Genomic DNA, 17,727 nt, shown 5'->3' with positions numbered 1-17,727 from the left:
TGCGGTGCGGCGGGTGGGGGAGAGGCGGCGCGAGTGGGTGCGGTGGCGGGGGCGCTGCCGATCGTCCGGGGCTCATCGGGCAAGCTGTGACGTCCCAGGACGGTGCCACCCTCCCTGTAGGCCACCGCGGCGGTTCCCGCCGTACGGCAGGCGCGGGGAGGGGAGGCGAGTGTGCAGGTGGAGGCGTTACGTTGACGGATTCCCTTCCGCGGGACGCGCTCTCGCGACGGACGCTCCGGGACGAGACGCTCCTCGTCCTGGCGCTCTCGCTCGGCGCGAGCGGTGTGTCCGCGCTGATCAGCTTCGTCGGCTCCGTCACCAAGCCGGGGGGCCTGAAGGACCAGGCGGCGACGCTCAACGCCTCCGCCGCGCCGGGCCGGCCCTGGCTGGATCTCGCCTGGCAGCTCTTCGGGATCGCCTCGGCGCTCGTCCCCGTCGCCCTCGTCGCGCACCTCCTGCTGCGCGAGCCCGGCGGGCGCGGGTTGCGCACGCTCGGCTTCGACCGCACCCGGCCCTGGCCGGACCTGGGCCGAGGGGCGGTGATCGCGGCGGTGATCGGCAGCACCGGCATCGCTTTCTACCTGGCCGCGCGCGGCCTCGGCTTCAACCTCACGGTGGTGCCGGAGGCCCTTCCGGACGTCTGGTGGAAGTACCCGGTCCTGATCATGTCCGCGCTGCAGAACGCGATCCTCGAAGAGGTCATCGTGGTCGGGTATCTGCTGCGCCGGCTCGGCCAGCTGGGCTGGACGCCGGGCACCGCGCTCGTGGCCAGCGCGGTGCTGCGCGGCTCGTACCACCTCTACCAGGGCATCGGCGGCTTCATCGGCAACATGGTGATGGGCGTCGTCTTCGTCCTCCTCTACCGGCGGTGGGGACGGGTCGGTCCGCTCGTGGTGGCGCACTCCCTGCTCGACATCGGCGCCTTCGTGGGGTACGCGCTGCTCGCGGGGAAGGTGGGGTGGCTCCCGACGGCGTGAACCGCCTCTCTGTTGCGCTTGCGACCTGCGCGAGCCGCCCCCTGCGCCCGCGCAGCGTCACCAGGCGAGCAGTTCCCCCTCGATGACGGTGACCGCGCGGCCGGTGAGCAGCGTGCGGTCGCCGCGCAGCGCGGTGCGGACGCGGCCGGAGCGGGGCGACGCCTGCAGACCGGTGAGGTCGGTGCTGCCGAGCCGCTCGGACCAGAGGGGGGCGAGCGCGGTGTGGGCGCTGCCCGTCACCGGGTCCTCGTCGATGCCGACGTTGGGGAAGAAGCACCGGGAGACGAAGTCGTATCCGCGGGCCGGGTCCTCGGCGCGGGCGGTGGCGATGACGCCGCGGCTGGAGTAGGCGGCCAGCTCCCGGTGCCGGGGCCGCAGCGCCCGGACGGTCTTCTCGTCGGCGACCTCGATCAGCAGGTCGCCCACCTGCGGGCCGGTGTCGAAGCAGGCGAGCGGTTCGGCGCCGAGGGCCTCGGCCACACCGGCCGGGATCTCCGTCGGCGTCAGCGGGGCGGTGGGGAAGTCCAGGGTGAGCGAGCCGTCCTCGGCGGGCGTGGCGACCAGGACGCCGCTGCGGGTGGCGAAGCGCACCGGTCCCTCGTGCGCGCCGGTCGTGCGCAGGACGTGGGCCGCGGCGAGCGTGGCGTGGCCGCACATGGAGACCTCGGCTACCGGCGTGAACCAGCGCAGGGCCCAGTCGGCCCCGCCGCCCTCGGGGAGCCGGTGGGCGAACGCCGTCTCGGCGTGGTTGACCTCCAGGGCCACGTTCTGCAGCTTGGCGTCGTCCGGGAAGGCGTCCGCGTCCAGGAGCAGGACCCCGGCCGGGTTGCCGGCGAACGGGCGGTCGGTGAAGGCGTCGACGATGTGAATCCGCATGCGGTCGACGCTAGGGGGTCGCCGCGGCCCCGCGCCAAGGCCAATCCACCGATCCTGGCCTTCGTCCACCGGCAGTCCGCCGCGCGTCCGTCCCCGGGTCCCGCCCGCCCCGCGCCACGCTCACCCGCGCCCGGCCCGCGCCGCTGCCGCTCCCCTCGGGCCCCCTCGCACCGCGTCCCGCTCGCAGGGCGGCGCCGGCCGAAGGCTGCGATATTGAGGGAGGAGCGCAGCGCCATCCATCAGCTCAGGACCAGGGGCGGTGAGCGCCATGAGCGAGCCCGAGGAGAGCGACGCCGAACCCTCGGCGCCGGACGCGGACCCCCAGGGGGATCCGTTTCTGCGCACCCGGTTCGCTATGCCGGCCCGGCCGGTGGCGTTCCTTCGTCGCGAGCGGCTGGTCAGCCATCTCGACCAGGCCCTGCGGACACCGCTGACCATGGTCAACGGCCCGGCGGGGGCCGGCAAGACCCTGCTGGCGGCCGACTGGGCCGCCGCGCGCGAGACGCCGGTCGCCTGGCTCACCACCGACGCCGCGGGACAGAAGCCGGGCGTGTTCTGGGCGTACCTGCTCGAGGCCCTGCGCACCTGCGGCATGCCCCTGCCCGCCGGGATCGGCTGCCCGGCCGACGCGGGCCGGGCGCCCCCGACGCTGCTCGCACGGCTGGCCGCCGAGCTGAGCGCCCTGGACCGGCCGGTCGTCGTCGTCCTCGACGAATACGACCGGGTGACGGACCCGGAGATCGCCGAACAACTGGAGTTCGTGCTGCACCACGCCGGCGACGGGCTGCGTCTCGTGCTCGTCACCCGCACCGAGCCGTTGCTGCCGCTGCACCGCTACCGGGCGGCCGGGGCCCTGACGGAGATCCGGGGCGCGGAACTCGCCTTCACCTGCGAGGAGGCCGCGGCACTGCTGGAACTGCACGGACTGCGCCTTCCGGAGCCCGCCACCCGAGGGCTCGTGGAACGCACCCGTGGCTGGGCCGCGGGCCTGCGGCTGTGCGCCCTCGCCGCACGCGAGAGCCCCGACCCGCAGACCTACCTCAAGGAGTTCGAGGCCGACCGCACCTCGGTCGCCGACTTCCTGCTGGCGGAGGTGCTCAGACGGCAGCCCGCTCCGACCCAGGACCTGCTGCTGCGGGTCAGCGTCCTCGACCGGTTCCGCCCGGACCTGGTCAACGCGCTCACGGGCCGGACCGACGCCGAGCCCATCCTGGCCGGTCTGTGCCGCGCGAACGCCTTCGTCGAGCACCTGGAGCAGGACTGGTACCGCCTGCATCCGTTGTTCGGCGAGATCCTCCGGGCGCATCTGCGGGTGCGTGCGCCGGGGCTGGAGACCGAACTCCACCGGCGGGCCGCACGCTGGCTGCGGGACTCCGGCTCGCTCACGGAGACGCTGGGGCACGGCGCCGCCGCGGGCGACTGGCAGTTCACCGCGGACGCGCTGGTCGACGACCTCGCCATCGGCTGGCTCTTCGCCGGCCTGCGCTCGGACGAGCTGGGTGAACTCTTCTCCCGGATGGGGCCGGAGGCCGCGGGCCCCGCCGCCGAACTTGTGCGGGCGGCCCGCGAACTGGCCCGGCACGAGGTCGACCGCGGCCTGGGTCATCTGCGCCGGGCGGAAGAGGGCCTGTCGGCCGTGTTCGACGGGACGGCGACCGCGGCCGCCGCGGCCGCGCGGCGCGGAGAACCGCTCGCGGGCGCGCCGGGCCCGGTCACCGGGTGGGGCCCGCCCGGCGGCGAGCCCGCACAGGCGCAGGCCCGGCTGACCTGGGCGCTGCTGGAGGCGCTGGCGGCCCGGCTGACCGGCGCGCCCGCCCGCGCGGAGCTGGCCGCGACGGCCGCCGAGACGCTGCGCGGCGAAGTTCCGGCCCACCTCCTCGACCGGCACCCCGAACTCCTCGCCCTGCTGCTCGCCCACCTGGGCTCCGCGCGCCTGTGGGCCGGACGGTTCGAGGACGCGCACGCCGCCCTGACGGGAGCGGCGGGGACCGTCCCCGGGGCCTCCACGGCGCTCGCCCGCGAGGACTCGCTCGGCCGGCTGGCGCTGATCGACTACCTGGACGGCAGGCTCGCCGGGGCGGAGCGCACGGCGCGCGCCGCGCTGACCGAGACGGAGCGCTACGGCCTGCCCCAGCCCTCCGGCTCCGGCATGGGACGGCTGGTGCTGGCCGCCGTCGCCGTCGAGCGCGACGACCTGGACCGGGCCCAGGCCCTCCTCGCGGAGGCGGCCCAGCCGCACCCCGCGCTGCTGGACCCCGTCATGGAGGCGGGCCGGGCCATCGCCACCGCCCGGCTCCAGCTGGCCCGCGGGGACATCGGGGCCGCGCTCGCGACCGCCGGGCGCACCGTGCCCGCCGCCGTCGCCTCACCCTGGGCGGAAGGCCAGACGGCGCTCGTCGTCTCCGCCGCGCATCTCGCCGACGGCCGGCCCGAGACGGCCGTCAAGGTGCTGCGGTCGCTGCACACGGCGACCCCCGCGTGCACGGTGGCCGCCGCCCGCGCCGAACTCGCCGCCGGCCGGCCGCCGGCCGCCATCGACCTGCTCGACCGGATGAGCCCCGGCGACCGCGGCGGTCCCGCCGTGACCGTCCGGGCCCTTCTCGTGCGGGCCCAGGCCGCCGACGCGGCGGGCGACCGGGCCGCGGCGAGCCGACTCGTCGCCCTGGCGCTGCGCGAGGCGCGGCACGACGGTCTGCGGCGCCCCTTCACCGAGGCCGGACCGTGGATCCGTCCCTTTCTCGGCACGTCCACCCCACGCGGCGCGGCGGCCGACGCGCACGGGCACGGCGTCAGGCCGTCCGACGGCCCCCCGCCCCCGCTCGTCGAGGAGCTGACCGGGCGGGAGCTCGACGTGCTGCGCAGGCTGGCCCTCACCATGTCGACGCAGGAGATCGCCGCCGACCTGTATCTCTCCGTGAACACCGTCAAGACCCACCTCAAGAGCGCCTACCGCAAGCTCTCGGCGGGCCGCCGCAACGAGGCGGTCCGGCGCGCCCGCGAACAAGGACTGCTGTGAACGGCCGCGAGGGGACCGGCCCGGTCCGCCAGAACCGCAGAGGGAGCACAACCGTGCCAGGAACCGAACCCCGCACGCGAAGCCGGGCACAGGCCGACGAGCGCCGAGCACGGGCCGACCGGCGCCGGGCCCGAGCGGACGAGCGCCGGGCCGCCGCCGACTACACCGGCGGCGTCTACGGGTCCATGCTCGCGGCCTCCGTGGTGGTCGGCGCGGGCGGCCTGGGGTCGCTGCCCCGGCTGGAGCTGGTTCTGCTGCTGTTGCTCACCGGTGTCGTGTTCTGGGTCGGGCATGTCCACGCCCACCTGTTCGGGGCACGGCTGGCGCAGCGGCGGCTGGACCGGCGGACCGTCGTGCAGGTGTGCCGCGAGGAGTGGCCGATCGTCAAGGCCGCGATCCCGCCGGCCGTCGCCGTGGCCGTCAGCCCGCTGCTGGGCCTCGATCTCACCGGCACCCTCTGGTTCGCGCTCGCGGTCGCCGTCGCGGGTCAGGTGGGCTGGTCGACGGCGGCGGCCCGCCGCGCCGGGGCACCCTGGCGGCTTGCGGCGGTCACCGCGTCCGTGAACCTCGTGCTCGGCCTGCTGATCATCGCCTTCAAGCTCGTGGTCACGCACTGACCTGCGCCCACGGCTCTCACCTCCGACGGGTGAGGCCGCGGGCCGGCGGGGGACGGAGGATCGGGGGCAAGGGCGCAGTCCGCCTGTCCCAGGCCGTCCCGGGAGCAGCTCATGCGCTACGAGATCCGCGTCGAAGGACAGCTTTCGGAGGCGCTGACCGAGGCCTTCCCCGAGCTGGACCATGTCGTCATGTCCGGCCAGACCGTGCTGTTCGGGCAGGTCGTCGACGAGGCCCATCTGTACGGACTGCTGGCGCGCTGCCAGTCCCTGGGCCTGCGGGTCATGGAGATGCGCCAGCTGCCGGAGTGAGTTCTCCGCACGCCGCCAGGACGCTTCGCCCGCCGCGAGGACACGAGGAGGAGTCATGAGTGTGTCGCCCGGTTCCGCACCGCCGCCCGCACAGCACCCCGGACCGGACCCCCGGCCGCCGGGCGCCCCGCACCCCCGTCCCGGGACGGCCGGCGGCGATCCGGCCGCCGCCCTGGCCGTGCTCGGGCGCTCCTGGACCTGGATCCTCGGCTCGGCCGTGGTCACGTTCGTGCCGGGCATCCTGATCCTGGTCTGGCCGGACGAGACCCTGCACGTCCTCGCGGTCCTCATCGGCCTGTACCTGCTGGCGACCGGGCTGTTCCGGTTCGTGGCGTCCTTCGCGGGGGAGGACGGCGGCAGCCGGGTGACCGGCCTGCTGCTGTCGGTGCTGTACGTGGTGGCCGGGGTGCTGTGCCTGCGCAACCCGCTCCAGACCATCGCCGCGCTGTCGCTGATCGTCGGCGTCCTGTGGCTGGTCTCCGGCATCGTCACCCTCTTCACGGCGCTGTCCACGAAGGACATGCCCCATCGGGGCGTCGTGATCGGCGCGGCGGCGCTCGCCGTCGTCGCGGGGATCGTGGTGCTCGCCCTGCCCACCGAGTCGGCCCGGGCGCTGACCCGGCTGCTGGGCCTGTGGCTGGTCCTGCTCGCCCTGGTCGAGGCCGCCGTCGCGTTCGCCTGGCGGGCGGCGCTGCGCAGGGCCGGCACGGCCGTACGGGACGGGGAGCGAGACTGGGAGAGGGCTGCGGACGGGGGCCGGGAGGGCGGCGACCGCGAGGGGACCGTCTGATGCGCGCGCCGACGTGCGGGCTGATGTGCACGTCGCCGTCGCCGTTCACCCGCCGCGCGGGGACGGTCGGGGCCGTCACGCCTCGGGCCGGCCGCTCAGGGCCTCGCGCCCTCCCGCGGCACCCCGCCCCGGCTCACCCTTCCCGGGTTCACCTGTCCTCGGCTCACCCGTCCCCGGCTCACCCCTTCCGGGTGAGGCCGGCGGGCCGCGTCCGGCGCAGGCTGGGACCGGCATGCGACGCCATGCCGGGTTGTCGGGCGAGAGCCCGGAACGGAGGAAAGAGATGAGTGGGGACACCTACCTCGCGTACGACTATCCACTGCTGAGCGCCTTCTGGACCATGCTGGTGTTCTTCCTGTGGATCATGTGGTTCGTCCTGCTGTTCCGGGTCGTCGTCGACGTCCTGCGCGACGACCACCTCAGCGGCTGGGCCAAGGCCGGCTGGCTGGCCTTCTGCGTCCTTCTGCCCTTCCTCGGCGTGTTCGTCTACGTGATCGCGCGCGGCAAGGACATGGGGCGCAGGGAGGCCTCGCAGGCGCGTGAGCAGCAGAAGGCCTTCGACAGCTACATCCGTGAGACGGCCAAGGGCTCCGGCGGCTCCTCCAGCAGCGTCGACGAACTCGCCCGGCTCTCCGAGATCCGCGCCCGCGGCGATATCACGGACGAGGAGTTCGCCAAGGCGAAGCAGATGGTCCTGAGCGGTTCCCGCCACTGAACCGGCCACCGGACCGGCCGGCCGCCCACGGCGGGCGGACCGTGCACCACAAGCGGGCGTCCACCGCGAGCGGGCCTCCGAGTGGGCCCGGCCGACGGGCCAGGGGCCGGGGCACGAGGGCGCCGAGCGGTCCGCCCCGCCGCCCGCGACCGGCCCGCAGACCGGCCCGCAGACCGGCCCGCAGACCGGCCGTGACCGGTCTGCGGGCGACCCGCGAACGACCACGACGAATCGAGGCGCCGCCATGACCGAGACGCACAGCAGTCGCCCCCCGGCCGCCGAACGGCATCCGGCCCGGCAGGCCTGGGCCGGGGGACTGATGGCCTTCGCCGCCGTCACCCTCCTGCTCACCGGCGTGCTGGACATCTTCCGGGGCGTCATGGGGATCGCCGAGGACGACATCTTCGTGTCCACCCGGCAGTACGTGTTCCGGTTCGACGTCACCGGCTGGGGCTGGATCCATCTCGCCCTGGGCGCGATCGCCGTGATCGTGGGCATGGGGCTGTTCTCGGGAGCGATGTGGGCGCGGGTGGCGGGAGTGGTCATCGCCGGGTTCATCATCGTCGGCAACTTCCTCTCGCTGCCGTACTACCCGGTGTGGTCCGTGGTGATGATCGCCTTCTCCGCGTTCGTCATCTGGGCCCTGTGCGTGGTGAGGCCGGACCGGTTCGCGGACTGACCCCGCCGGGCCCCCACCCGTCCCGTTCTCCGGCACTGCCAGGAAGGCGGCGAAGATGTGCCGTTGGCTCGCCTACTCGGGCACCCCGATCCTGCTCGAAACGATTCTCTACCGGCCCACCCACTCGCTGATCGACCAGAGCCTGCATTCCAAGATGGGCGTGGAGACGACGAACGGCGACGGCTTCGGCGTCGGCTGGTACGCGGCCGACGGGTCGGCCGGGACCCCGGCGGTCGTCCGGGAGATCGGGCCGGCCTGGAGCAACCGCAATCTGCGGGAGATCGCCGGGCACGTCCGCTCGTCGCTCTTCTTCGCCCACATCCGGGCCTCGACGGGTACGGCGGTGCAGCAGACCAACTCCCATCCGTTCCGGCACGGGCGCTGGATGTGGATGCACAACGGCGCGATCGCCGACTTCCACCGCATCCGCCGGGACCTGGCCCTCGCCGTCGACCCGCTGCTCTTCCCCGACATCGAGGGGTCCACCGACTCCGAGCTGATGTTCTTCCTGGCCCTCACCTTCGGCCTGGAGGAGGATCCGCCGGGCGCGGTCGCCCGGATGGTGGGCCTGGTGGAGCGCGTCGGGCGCGCGCACGGAGTGGAGTTCCCGGTGCAGATGACGGTCGCCGTGACCGAGGGGGTGCGGCTGTGGGCGTTCCGCTACTCCAGCCAGGGCGCCTCGCGCTCGCTCTTCTACAGCACGCGCGTGGACACGCTGCGGGAGCTCCATCCCGACATGGCGTTCCTGCGCGAGGTCTCCGACGAGACCCGGCTGATCGTCTCCGAGCCCCTGGGCGACCTGCCCGGCGCCTGGAACAAGGTGCCGGAGAACACCTACGGCGTCGTCCAGCCGGGCGGTGACGAGATCCTGCAGTTCACCCCGCTGGCCGCGTAGCACTGACCGGGCCGACCGTGGTCGGCCCGGTCAGTGGACGGAGAACCCGCCGTCCACGAAGAGCGCCTGCCCGGTGACGTAGCCGGAGGCCGGGCCGGCCAGGAAGACAGCGGCCCCGGCGAAGTCGTCGGCGAGTCCGTTGCGGCCGATCATCGTGCGGGCGGCCAGCGCCGCCACCTTCTCGGGGTCGGACGACAGCCGCGTGTTGAGCGGAGTCATGACGAAGCCGGGCACCAGGGTGTTGCAGGTGACGCCGTGCGGTGACCAGGCCTCGGCCTGGGAGCGGGCCAGCGACTCCAGCGCGCCCTTGGAGACGCCGTAGGCGCCGCTGCGGACGAACGCCCGGTGCGCCTGCTGCGAGGTGATGTGGATGATCCGCCCGAAACCCCGCTCGGCCATGCCCGGCCCGAAGCGCCGGCCCAGCAGGTAGGGCGCCTCCAGGTTGACGCTCATGGTGGCGTCCCACACCGTCTCGTCCAGCTCGTCCATCGGCGGTCGCAGGTTGATCCCGGCGCAGTTGACCAGGATGTCGGGCTCGCCGTAGACGCCGGCGGCCCGGTCCGCCGCGGCGCGCACCCCGTCGCGGGTGCTCAGGTCGCCGCTCACCCAGGCCGCCCGGCAGCCGTCCGCGGTCAGCTCGTCGACGGTCGCGGCCAGCCCGGCCTCCCCGCGCGCCACGATCACGACGCTCGCTCCCGCCCGGGCGAGCGCACCCGCGATGGCACGGCCGATGCCGGAGCTGCCGCCCGTCACCAGGGCGACCCGTCCGTCCAGCGAGAACAGCTCGGAGAGGTATGCGGCCGAGCGGGCCGGTCCGGGCGCGGGGACGGGCGAGGCGTGCGCAGGTGTCATGTCCGCACCCTAAGCGGAAGCGAGTGCACTCTGTCGCCGGGTCTTGCCGGGCGACGGTAACCGATATATCGTTGACGCATCGCGACAGATCAACGATGGAATGAAGGAGTGGTTTGCGATGCGTACCCACGGATTCGAGCGTGGACATGGACAGGACGGCCCCCGGCGCGGACGGGGCGGCTTCGACGGGCGGCGTGCGGCCTTCGGGCCCTTCGGTCCGGGAGGGCCGGGTGGTCCCGGCGGGCCCGGCTTCGGCTTCGGCGGGCCGGGCTTCGGCCCCGGCGCCTGGGGTGGACGAGGGCGGGGCGGGCCCAGGGGGAGGGCGCGGCGCGGTGACGTACGGGCCTCGATCCTGGCCCTGCTCACGGACCGGCCCATGCACGGTTACGAGATGATCCAGGAGATCGCCGAGCGCAGCGGCGGGGCGTGGAAGCCCAGTCCGGGTTCGGTGTACCCGACCCTCCAGCTGCTGGAGGACGAAGGCCTGATCAGCAGTGCGAGCGACGGCGGCAAGAAGCTGTTCTCGCTCACCGAGGAAGGCCGCGCGGCCGCCGAGGCGGGCCCGGACGCCCCCTGGGAGGAGGCCTCGCGCGGGGTCGACTGGGAGGCCCTCGGCGAGATCCGTCAGGCCGGCTTCGGTCTGATGGAGGCCTTCGGCCAGGTCTGGAAGACCGGCAGCAAGGAGCAGCGGGAAAAGGCCCTCGCGGTCGTCAACGAGGCTCGCAAGAAGCTGTACCTGATCCTCGCCGACGAGGGCTGAGACGGCCCGCAGCGGGCTGAACCGCGAGGAAGGCGCTCCGCGGAACCGTCCGCGGGGCGCCTTCGCGTGTCGGGGAAGGGGCGCGGTGTGCGAACCGGCGTCAGGCCGGGCGGCCGCGCGTCGCTCAGGTCACCAGCGCGCCCAGCTTGCGCAGCGACTCGTTCAGCGCGGCCGTCCCCGAGTCCTTGAGCCTGCCGGCCATCAGGGACACGGCGGCGCCGGTGAACTCGCCGTCGATGCGGACCGTCGTGGCGTCGCCGTCGGGGGTCAGGGTGTAGCGGGTGGCCACGGATACGGCCATCGGCCCCTTGCCGCGGATCGCGAGGACGCGCGCGGGCTCCAGTTCCGCCACCGTCCACTCGACCTCCGCCGGGAAGCCCATCAGCTTCATGTTCTCCAGGAAGGTCGCACCCGGTTCGAGGGTCGCGGGGCCGCCCTTGGGGAAGTTGGTGTGCGTCGCGTTCCACTCCCCGTACGCCGGCCAGTCGGTGAGCTGGGCCCACACCTTCTCGGCCGGCGCCTGGATGCGTGCCTCCGCGCTGACTTCGGCCATGCGACCACCTCTTCGTGTCGGGCAGCTCCGGCTGCGGTGTCGCGGAACGTAACTCCGCATGGCCGAACATTCAATACTGACGAACCGTCAGGAAGTGGCGCCGTACCGTCAGGAGATGCCGCCGAACCGTCAGGAAGCGGCGTCGTCGTCCTGCGGCTGTGTGCGGGGTGCGCGGTGTGTGCGTCAAGGCGGCGCGCGTCCCGCCGGTGAAAGCGGCCTGATCTCATCCGTAAGAAGGAGACTTCGGCGCCACGGCTCCGCTCCGCGTGGGACGTGAAGATGCTCCCTTTCGAGGAAGACCGCGCCCGGCGGGGCTGATGGGATGGGGCACGTGCAACCCCGCATCCCCCGGCAGCCGCCCCGTGACCAGGCGGCGCCCGGCCCGCACGACGTCCCCCGGCTCGGCGCCGAGGCCGCGGCGGCGCTTGCCGCCGCCCGCCGCAGGGCGGCGCGGGACGGGGACCCGCAGGTCGACACCGCCCACCTGCTGCACTCCCTGCTGGAGCACGACCCCCAGGTGCGCGCCGCCTTCGACGACGGCGCCCCCCGGCTCGCCCGGCTGCTCGGCTACCTCGTCCAGCGCAGCATCGGCTACGGACTGCGCTGGCGGAGCGCCGTCGAGGACTGCGGCCCCGCGCTCGCCGTGACGGTCGTGGAGCCGTCCGGGGCGACGGCCGTCGAGGGGCTGTCCCCGCTGGCCGCGGCCGCGGTGGAGCGGGCGTGCGAGGAGTCCGCTCGGCACGCCGGCGCTCCGGCCCGGGGTGTCGGCCTGCTCGCGGCGATGCTCGCGGACCCAGGGGCCCGCGCGGCCGAGGTCCTCGCCCACGCCGGCATCGACGTGGACGCGCTGCGGGCCAGGATCGAGGACGGCCTCCATGGGCGCGAGGAGTGCCTGGAAGGCGGCTCGTCCGCCTGCTGAGCGGCCGGGTTCCGCCGCGCCCGTCCAGCCGATGAGACAGGTGTCAACGGGGATGACGCTCATGTCATCGCCTGTCATCATGGGGCGGTGCGTACCACTGTGAGCAGCCACGTCAACCGTGGGAAGGGCGTCGGCCTGTCCCTCGCGGTCGGGTCGGCCCTCGCCTTCGGCGGGTCCGGGGTCGCGGCGAAGCCGCTGATCGAGGCGGGCCTCGACCCGCTGCACGTGGTGTGGCTGCGGGTGACCGGCGCGGCGCTGGTGATGCTGCCGCTCGCCGTCCGCCACCGCGCCCTGCTGCGCCGCCGGCCCGCCCTGCTCGCGGGCTTCGGCCTGCTCGGCGTGGCCGGGGTGCAGGCCTTCTACTTCGCCGCGATCTCCCGGATCCCCGTCGGCGTGGCGCTGCTCGTGGAGTACCTCGCGCCCGCGCTGGTGCTGGGCTGGGTGCGTTTCGTGCAGCGGCGGCCCGTGACGCGGGCCGCCGCGCTCGGCGTCGTGCTCGCGGTCGGCGGGCTGGCCTGCGTGGTCGAGATCTGGGCGGGCCTCGGCTTCGACGCCCTCGGTCTGCTGCTCGCGCTGGCGGCCGCCTGCTGCCAGGTCGGCTACTTCGTCCTGTCCGACCAGGGCAGCGACGGCGGCGACGACGTCCCCGATCCGCTCGGGGTGATCGCCTACGGCCTCCTCGTGGGCGCCGCCGTGCTGAGCGTCGTCGCGCGGCCCTGGGGGATGGACTGGTCCGTGCTCGCGCACACCGCCGGCATGAACGGCTCCGACGTTCCCGCCTGGCTCCTGCTCGCCTGGATCGTGCTGCTCGCCACGGTCGTCGCGTACGTCACCGGCGTGGTCTCCGTGCGCCGGCTCTCCCCGCAGGTCGCGGGAGTGGTGGCCTGTCTGGAGGCGGTCATCGCGACCGTGCTCGCCTGGGTGCTGCTCGGCGAGCACCTGTCGGCCCCGCAGATCGCGGGCGGGGCCGTGGTGCTTCTCGGTGCGTTCATCGCCCAGTCGTCCGCGCCCGCCAAGGGCTCACCGGACCCTGTCGCGTCCGGCGGCCCCGAGCGAGAGCTGTCGGCCCGCGGCACGGCCGCCTAGAACGGGCCCGTCGCCCGGCCCCCGCCCGCCGGCGACGGCGAGCCCGCCGAGGCCGGCCGGTCAGGCGTTCGTCACTTGCGCCAGAAGAGGTGGTGGGTCACCCCGCTCGGGCTGGGCACGACGTCCATGTGGAAGCGGTCGAGCAGCTCGTCGGGCGAGTCCCACAGACGCAGTCCGTGCCCGAGCTTCACCGGTGAGACCACCACGTGCAGGGTGTCGACGAGGTCGGCGTCGAGGAACTCCCGGACGGTGGTCACCCCGCCGCCGAGCCGGACGTCCTTGCCCTGCGCGGCCTCGCGCGCCCGGGCGAGGACGGCGGCGGGATCGCCGTCCACGAAGTGGAACGTGGTGTCGGAGAGCGTGATCGACGGACGTCCGTGGTGGGTCAGGACGAAGACCGGCGTGTGGAACGGCGGCTCGTCGCCCCACCAGCCCTTCCACTCGTGGTCGGTCCACGGACCGCGCTGGGGGCCGAACTTGTTGCGGCCCATGATCTCGGCGCCGATGTTGTGGCTGAAATCCCGGGTGAAGTAGTCGTCCAGGCCCCGGCTGCCGCCGGGCTCGGTGCGGTTGGGCCAGCTCGCCGTGGCCCCGGCCCAGGAGAACAGCTTGCCCGGGTCGATGTGGTGGCCGAAGGGCCGCTCCAGGGTCTGGTCCTCGCCCGCCGCGACGCCGTCGCTCGAGATGGTGAAGTTCTGCACGCGCAGCAGCTGGTCCACGGATTTCCTCATCGGTCCTGTCGCCTCCTGATGTGTGGCGATGCGTCCTTGCACCAGGATGTCGAACGGGACACGGCCGGATCGACATCGGCGCGTCAGCTGTTTCGAGGAGTGCCCGTACGGCGCGCCGAGCGGGCGAGCGGCCAGTCGCCGGCGGGGGCCCGGTGGGCGGGCCCCCGCCCGGCAAAACCGCCGGATCAGCCCTGTGGTCGCGTCTCGCGCCGGCGCAGCAGGTGCTCGCGGGCCGCCGCGTCGCCCGGTCCGCCGCGGGCCGTCAGGCCCTCGGCGATGCGGTCCTGGGTCTCGGCCGGCCGGTGGGCCGCGTACTTGAACTTGGCCTCCACGGAGGTGACCTCCAGCCGGATCCCCCGGATGCCGGGGAGCAGGCGGCCGTACGGGGCCTCGCCAGGCGCCGGGCGCGCGGAGCCGCCCTCCGGCTGGAAGTGGGCCATCTGCCGGACGAGCAGCTCGGCCTTGGCCGCGGGATCGTCCACGATGTGCGCCGTGCAGCGGAGCTGGACCGCCGTGTAGAAGCTCGTCGGCGTGCCGTGCTCGGCCGGGGCGCCGGGCGGCGCCTGCCAGGGGCCGGGCACGAAGACCCAGTCGCCGACGACGCTCAGCGTCACCGCCGGGTTCGCCTCCAGCGCCGGCCACAGCGGGTTGGGGCGGGCGAGGTGGGTGACGGCCGTGTCGTCGCCGGGGTCGTAGGCGAAGTGCAGGGGCTGGACGGACGGCGGCTCTCCCGGCAGCCCGTTGACGGCCAGCTCGCCGAAGTCGTGCGCGGCCAGCCAGTCCCGCCACTCGGCGTCGTCGTGGGGCGCGTCCCAGGGGTGGACGAGCATCACAGCGCCGCGAGGTAGCCGGGGACCCGGGCGCCGGGCGCGAGGTCCGCCTCCGGGACGGGGGTCTCGTAGCCCTTGCGCAGGGGCACCACGCCGGCCCAGTGGGGGAGGGCGAGGTCCTCGGGCTCGTCGTTCACGCCCCCCGTGCGGGTCTTGGCCGAGACCTCGCCGAGGTCGAGGCGGATCACCGCGGTGGCCGCCAGCTCCTTGCGGTTGGCGGGGCGCGAGTCGGCGGACCGGCCCGGGACGACGTGGTCGACGAGGGCGTCGAGGGCGTCGCGCTTCTCCTGCGGGTCCGTCACGTCGTACGCGGTGCCGTGCACCACCACCGAGCGGTAGTTGATCGAGTGGTGGAAGGCGGAGCGGGCCAGCACCAGGCCGTCGACGTGCGTCACCGTCAGGCAGACCGGCAGCCCCGGATCCGCCTGTCCCGTCATCCGCAGCGGGCGCGAGCCCGTCGAGCCGTGCACGTAGAGCGTCTCGCCGACCCGGGCGTAGAGCGTCGGCAGCACGACCGGCGCGCCGTCGCGGACGAAGCCGAGATGGCACACGTAGCCCTCGTCGAGTATCGCGTGCACCAGGTCCCTGTCGTACGAGGCCTTCTGGGCCGCGCGGGTGGGGACCGTGCGATCGGTCGGGGTGTAGGCGGCGGGCGGCGGTGGCGTCGTCGGCTGCTGGGTCCCCTGCATGGCGTTCTCCATTGTACTAGTGCATAATTGCTTTTGTGCTAGGAGACTATCGGATCCAGGGCCGTGGAGCAGCGGAGATTTCCGCGAGCGTCGAGGCGGCGGTCGGCCGCGGTGAGCTGCGGCCGGGCCAACTGCTGCCGCCCATGCGGGAGTTGGCGTCCACGCTCGGGGTGAACCCGAATACCGTCGCGGCCGCCTACCGCACTCTGCGCGAGCGGGGGGTGATCGAGACGGACGGCCGCCGGGGCAGCCGGGTGCGCGCGAAGCCCGCCACGACCGGGCGAGAGTTCATCCGGGTGGACGTCCCGCCGGGCGTCCGGGACGCCTCCACCGGCAACCCGGACACGGCGCTGCTGCCGCCCCTGGCCCCGGCGTTCGCGTGGGCGGCCGACCAGGGCGACCGGGAGCCGGTGCTGTACGGCCACGCGCCGGTGGAGCCCGGCCTGGCCGCCGTGGCCCGGGCGGATCTGGACGCGGACGGCGTGCCCGCCGGACCGGTGGCCGTCGCCTCCGGCTCGCTGGACGCGATCGAACGCGTCCTCGCAGCCCATCTGCGGCCGGGTGACGTCGTGGCCGTGGAGGATCCGGGCTGGGGCTCCCTGCTCGACCTGGTGCCGGCCCTCGGGCTGCGCATCGTGCCGGTCGGTCTCGACGACGAGGGCCCACTGCCCCAGGACGTGCGCCGCGCCCTGGAGGCCGGGGCGGGCGCCCTGATCGTCACCGACCGGGCGCAGAACCCGACCGGCGCGGCGGTGAGCGCCTCACGCGCGCGTGCCCTGCGCGCCGTGCTGGCGGAGCATCCGCACACCCTGTTCGTGGAGGACGACCACGGCCATGGCATCGTCGACCTCCCCCTGCACCCCCTCGCGGGCGTCACCCGGCACTGGGCCTTCGTGCGGTCGGTCGCCAAGGCCTACGGTCCGGACCTGCGGTTCGCCGTCCTCACCGGGGACGACATCACCCTCGACCGGATGAGCGGACGCCAGCGCCTCGGCCCCGGCTGGGTCAGCAGGACGACCCAGCGGGCGGTGCTGCGGCTGTGGACCGACGGCGCGGTGGACACACGGGCGGTGGCCCGGGCGTACGGCGGCCGGCGGGACGCGCTGATCGCCGCCCTGGCCGCCCGCGGGGTCCCGGCCCGCGGCCGCAGCGGAATGAACGTGTGGGTGCCGGTCCCGGACGAGACGGGGGCCGTGACCCGGCTGCTCCAGTCGGGCTGGGCGGTCGCCCCCGGCGCGCGGTTCCGCGTCGAGTCCCCGCCCGGCGTCCGGATCACCGTGTCCGCGCTGACGCCGGACGACATCGACGGGCTCGCGGACGCCGTCGCCGCCGCAGTACGCGTGAGCGGCGTACGCGGATACGTCTGACGCCCCCATGACGGGCGGCCGCCCCCTTGAGGGGAGCGGCCGTGAAGGGAGCGGTTGTGAGGAGAGCCGTCGCGCACCCGCCCAGGGTCCGCCGGCCCGCCTTCGGCCCCGCGCGGGTCAGGACCGGCGCCGCACCTGGGTCAGCGCCGCGCCGGCCAGGACGATCGCGGCGCCCACCGGCGTCGACCAGCTCAGCGGCTCGTCGAGCAGGGCGACGCCCGCCGCCGTGGCGATGACCGGGATGAAGTACGTGACCATCTGGGCCGTCGTCGGGCCGACCTCCGTTACCAGGCCGTACTGGATCAGCAGCGCCAGGCCCGTGCCCAGTGCTCCCAGAGCGGCCGTCGCGAGCAGCGGCAGCAGCGGGAAACGGGTCGGGAGCGTGGTGAACAGCGGTGTGACCACGGCGAGTTGCAGGGTCGCCAGGAACAGCTGCGCGCCCGTCATCGACAGAGCGGAGGAGCCGGTGCCCGCGAGCGTGCGGCGGAGGTAGATCCAGCCCACCGGGTAGCTGAGCGAGGCCAGCAGCGCCAGCGACGTGCCCCGCGCGTCCAGGCCGTGGAAGCCCTGCCAGGCGCCGAGCACGGTCAGCACGCCCAGGAACCCGAGGCCGAGCCCCGCGACCCGCAGCCGCGTAGGCCGGTCCTCCGAGAACGCGACGAGGGACAGGGCCATGCCCCACAGCGGCGAGGTCGCGTTGCAGATGCCGGCCAGCGTGGACGGGATCGTCAGCTCCGCATAGGCGAAGAGGGAGAACGGCACGGCGTTCAGCAGGAACGCCGACACGGTCAGATGCGCCCAGGTGCGCGCCCCGCGCGGGAGCCGCTCCCGCTTGACCGCCATCGCGACCGCCAGCACGGCCGTCCCGAACGCCAGCCGGCCGAAGGTGACCTGGAAGGGCGCGTAGCCGCCGGTGCCCACCTTGATGAGCAGGAAGCTGAAACCCCAGATCAGCGACAGCGCGCCGAAGCGCAGCCGCCAGTCGAGGGCGTGGCGCCGGTGGGCGGCGGGGGAAGGGGAGGTGACGGTGGGAGAGGGGGTGGATGCGGTCGCCGTGGTCATGACT

The 17,727-nt window shown here is 74.3% G+C and carries 19 protein-coding genes; 12 read left to right on the top strand and 7 right to left on the bottom strand.

What is annotated here, in order from left to right:
• The first annotated feature begins 191 nt into the window (after window positions 1-191).
• On the top strand, window positions 192-977 hold the full coding sequence (locus ACGFSH_RS16865) for a CPBP family intramembrane glutamic endopeptidase (RefSeq protein WP_393349109.1): 786 nt from the start codon (window positions 192-194) through the stop codon (window positions 975-977).
• A gap of 57 nt (window positions 978-1,034) precedes the next feature.
• Here ACGFSH_RS16865 and ACGFSH_RS16860 read toward each other — a convergent pair whose 3' ends face one another.
• Entirely contained in the window at window positions 1,035-1,853 is an 819-nt protein-coding gene (locus ACGFSH_RS16860; protein WP_393349107.1) for a PhzF family phenazine biosynthesis protein, read from the bottom strand.
• Window positions 1,854-2,121: 268 nt separating this feature from the next.
• Between ACGFSH_RS16860 and ACGFSH_RS16855 the strand changes: the two genes are divergently transcribed.
• From ACGFSH_RS16855 to ACGFSH_RS16825, 7 genes are all read left to right on the top strand, one after another.
• On the top strand, window positions 2,122-4,869 hold the full coding sequence (locus ACGFSH_RS16855; protein ID WP_393349106.1) for a LuxR C-terminal-related transcriptional regulator: 2,748 nt from the start codon (window positions 2,122-2,124) through the stop codon (window positions 4,867-4,869).
• Between the two features lie 53 nt (window positions 4,870-4,922).
• Window positions 4,923-5,486: a hypothetical protein gene (locus tag ACGFSH_RS16850; protein ID WP_393349104.1), complete on the top strand. Its 564-nt coding sequence runs from the start codon at window positions 4,923-4,925 to the stop codon at window positions 5,484-5,486.
• Window positions 5,487-5,597: 111 nt separating this feature from the next.
• The gene (locus ACGFSH_RS16845; protein WP_329407713.1) at window positions 5,598-5,795 is read left to right on the top strand and encodes a hypothetical protein; all 198 of its coding nucleotides are present in this window, start codon (window positions 5,598-5,600) and stop codon (window positions 5,793-5,795) included.
• Between the two features lie 55 nt (window positions 5,796-5,850).
• The gene (locus ACGFSH_RS16840) at window positions 5,851-6,585 is read left to right on the top strand and encodes an HdeD family acid-resistance protein (protein ID WP_393349102.1); all 735 of its coding nucleotides are present in this window, start codon (window positions 5,851-5,853) and stop codon (window positions 6,583-6,585) included.
• Between the two features lie 283 nt (window positions 6,586-6,868).
• Window positions 6,869-7,300 (top strand): SHOCT domain-containing protein, encoded by a 432-nt coding sequence (locus ACGFSH_RS16835; protein ID WP_393349100.1) that lies wholly within the window; start codon window positions 6,869-6,871, stop codon window positions 7,298-7,300.
• 244 nt (window positions 7,301-7,544) lie between these two features.
• Window positions 7,545-7,979, top strand: coding sequence for a hypothetical protein (locus ACGFSH_RS16830; RefSeq protein ID WP_393349098.1), 435 nt, complete (start codon window positions 7,545-7,547; stop codon window positions 7,977-7,979).
• A gap of 55 nt (window positions 7,980-8,034) precedes the next feature.
• Entirely contained in the window at window positions 8,035-8,874 is an 840-nt protein-coding gene (locus tag ACGFSH_RS16825; protein WP_393349096.1) for a class II glutamine amidotransferase, read from the top strand.
• Between the two features lie 30 nt (window positions 8,875-8,904).
• Here ACGFSH_RS16825 and ACGFSH_RS16820 read toward each other — a convergent pair whose 3' ends face one another.
• Complete coding sequence (locus tag ACGFSH_RS16820; RefSeq protein ID WP_393349094.1) at window positions 8,905-9,726, bottom strand: SDR family NAD(P)-dependent oxidoreductase; 822 nt, start codon at window positions 9,724-9,726, stop codon at window positions 8,905-8,907.
• Between the two features lie 118 nt (window positions 9,727-9,844).
• Between ACGFSH_RS16820 and ACGFSH_RS16815 the strand changes: the two genes are divergently transcribed.
• Window positions 9,845-10,486: a PadR family transcriptional regulator gene (locus ACGFSH_RS16815; protein ID WP_393349092.1), complete on the top strand. Its 642-nt coding sequence runs from the start codon at window positions 9,845-9,847 to the stop codon at window positions 10,484-10,486.
• Between the two features lie 124 nt (window positions 10,487-10,610).
• On the opposite strand, the gene ACGFSH_RS16810 is transcribed toward ACGFSH_RS16815, so the two are convergent.
• Window positions 10,611-11,039, bottom strand: a complete 429-nt coding sequence (locus tag ACGFSH_RS16810; protein WP_393349090.1) for an SRPBCC family protein — start codon at window positions 11,037-11,039, stop codon at window positions 10,611-10,613.
• A gap of 331 nt (window positions 11,040-11,370) precedes the next feature.
• On the opposite strand from ACGFSH_RS16810, the gene ACGFSH_RS16805 reads away from it, so the two are divergent.
• Both ACGFSH_RS16805 and ACGFSH_RS16800 read left to right on the top strand, forming a co-directional pair.
• Window positions 11,371-11,958, top strand: coding sequence for a Clp protease N-terminal domain-containing protein (locus tag ACGFSH_RS16805; protein WP_393349088.1), 588 nt, complete (start codon window positions 11,371-11,373; stop codon window positions 11,956-11,958).
• An 87-nt stretch (window positions 11,959-12,045) separates the two neighbouring features.
• Window positions 12,046-13,044, top strand: a complete 999-nt coding sequence (locus ACGFSH_RS16800; RefSeq protein WP_393349086.1) for a DMT family transporter — start codon at window positions 12,046-12,048, stop codon at window positions 13,042-13,044.
• Window positions 13,045-13,115: 71 nt separating this feature from the next.
• On the opposite strand, the gene ACGFSH_RS16795 is transcribed toward ACGFSH_RS16800, so the two are convergent.
• The 3 genes from ACGFSH_RS16795 to ACGFSH_RS16785 form a co-directional block, all read right to left on the bottom strand.
• Complete coding sequence (locus tag ACGFSH_RS16795) at window positions 13,116-13,763, bottom strand: dihydrofolate reductase family protein (protein WP_393349185.1); 648 nt, start codon at window positions 13,761-13,763, stop codon at window positions 13,116-13,118.
• A 197-nt stretch (window positions 13,764-13,960) separates the two neighbouring features.
• Window positions 13,961-14,605 (bottom strand): FMN-binding negative transcriptional regulator, encoded by a 645-nt coding sequence (locus ACGFSH_RS16790; protein WP_393349085.1) that lies wholly within the window; start codon window positions 14,603-14,605, stop codon window positions 13,961-13,963.
• Complete coding sequence (locus tag ACGFSH_RS16785; protein WP_393349083.1) at window positions 14,605-15,294, bottom strand: pyridoxamine 5'-phosphate oxidase family protein; 690 nt, start codon at window positions 15,292-15,294, stop codon at window positions 14,605-14,607. Before ACGFSH_RS16785 ends, ACGFSH_RS16790 begins: the two co-directional genes overlap by 1 nt.
• 35 nt (window positions 15,295-15,329) lie before the next feature.
• Here ACGFSH_RS16785 and ACGFSH_RS16780 point away from each other — a divergent pair, with 35 nt between their 5' ends.
• Window positions 15,330-16,661: an aminotransferase class I/II-fold pyridoxal phosphate-dependent enzyme gene (locus tag ACGFSH_RS16780; protein ID WP_393349081.1), complete on the top strand. Its 1,332-nt coding sequence runs from the start codon at window positions 15,330-15,332 to the stop codon at window positions 16,659-16,661.
• Window positions 16,662-16,778: 117 nt separating this feature from the next.
• On the opposite strand, the gene ACGFSH_RS16775 is transcribed toward ACGFSH_RS16780, so the two are convergent.
• Complete coding sequence (locus ACGFSH_RS16775; protein ID WP_393349080.1) at window positions 16,779-17,723, bottom strand: DMT family transporter; 945 nt, start codon at window positions 17,721-17,723, stop codon at window positions 16,779-16,781.
• Window positions 17,724-17,727 lie beyond the last annotated feature (4 nt).

Origin of the sequence: Streptomyces sp. NPDC048481, from assembly GCF_043200075.1 — a bacterium.
Taxonomy (GTDB): Bacteria; Actinomycetota; Actinomycetes; order Streptomycetales; family Streptomycetaceae; genus Streptomyces.
The sequence above is the reverse complement of the archived record's forward strand: the minus strand, read 5'-3'. Positions and strand labels throughout refer to the sequence as shown.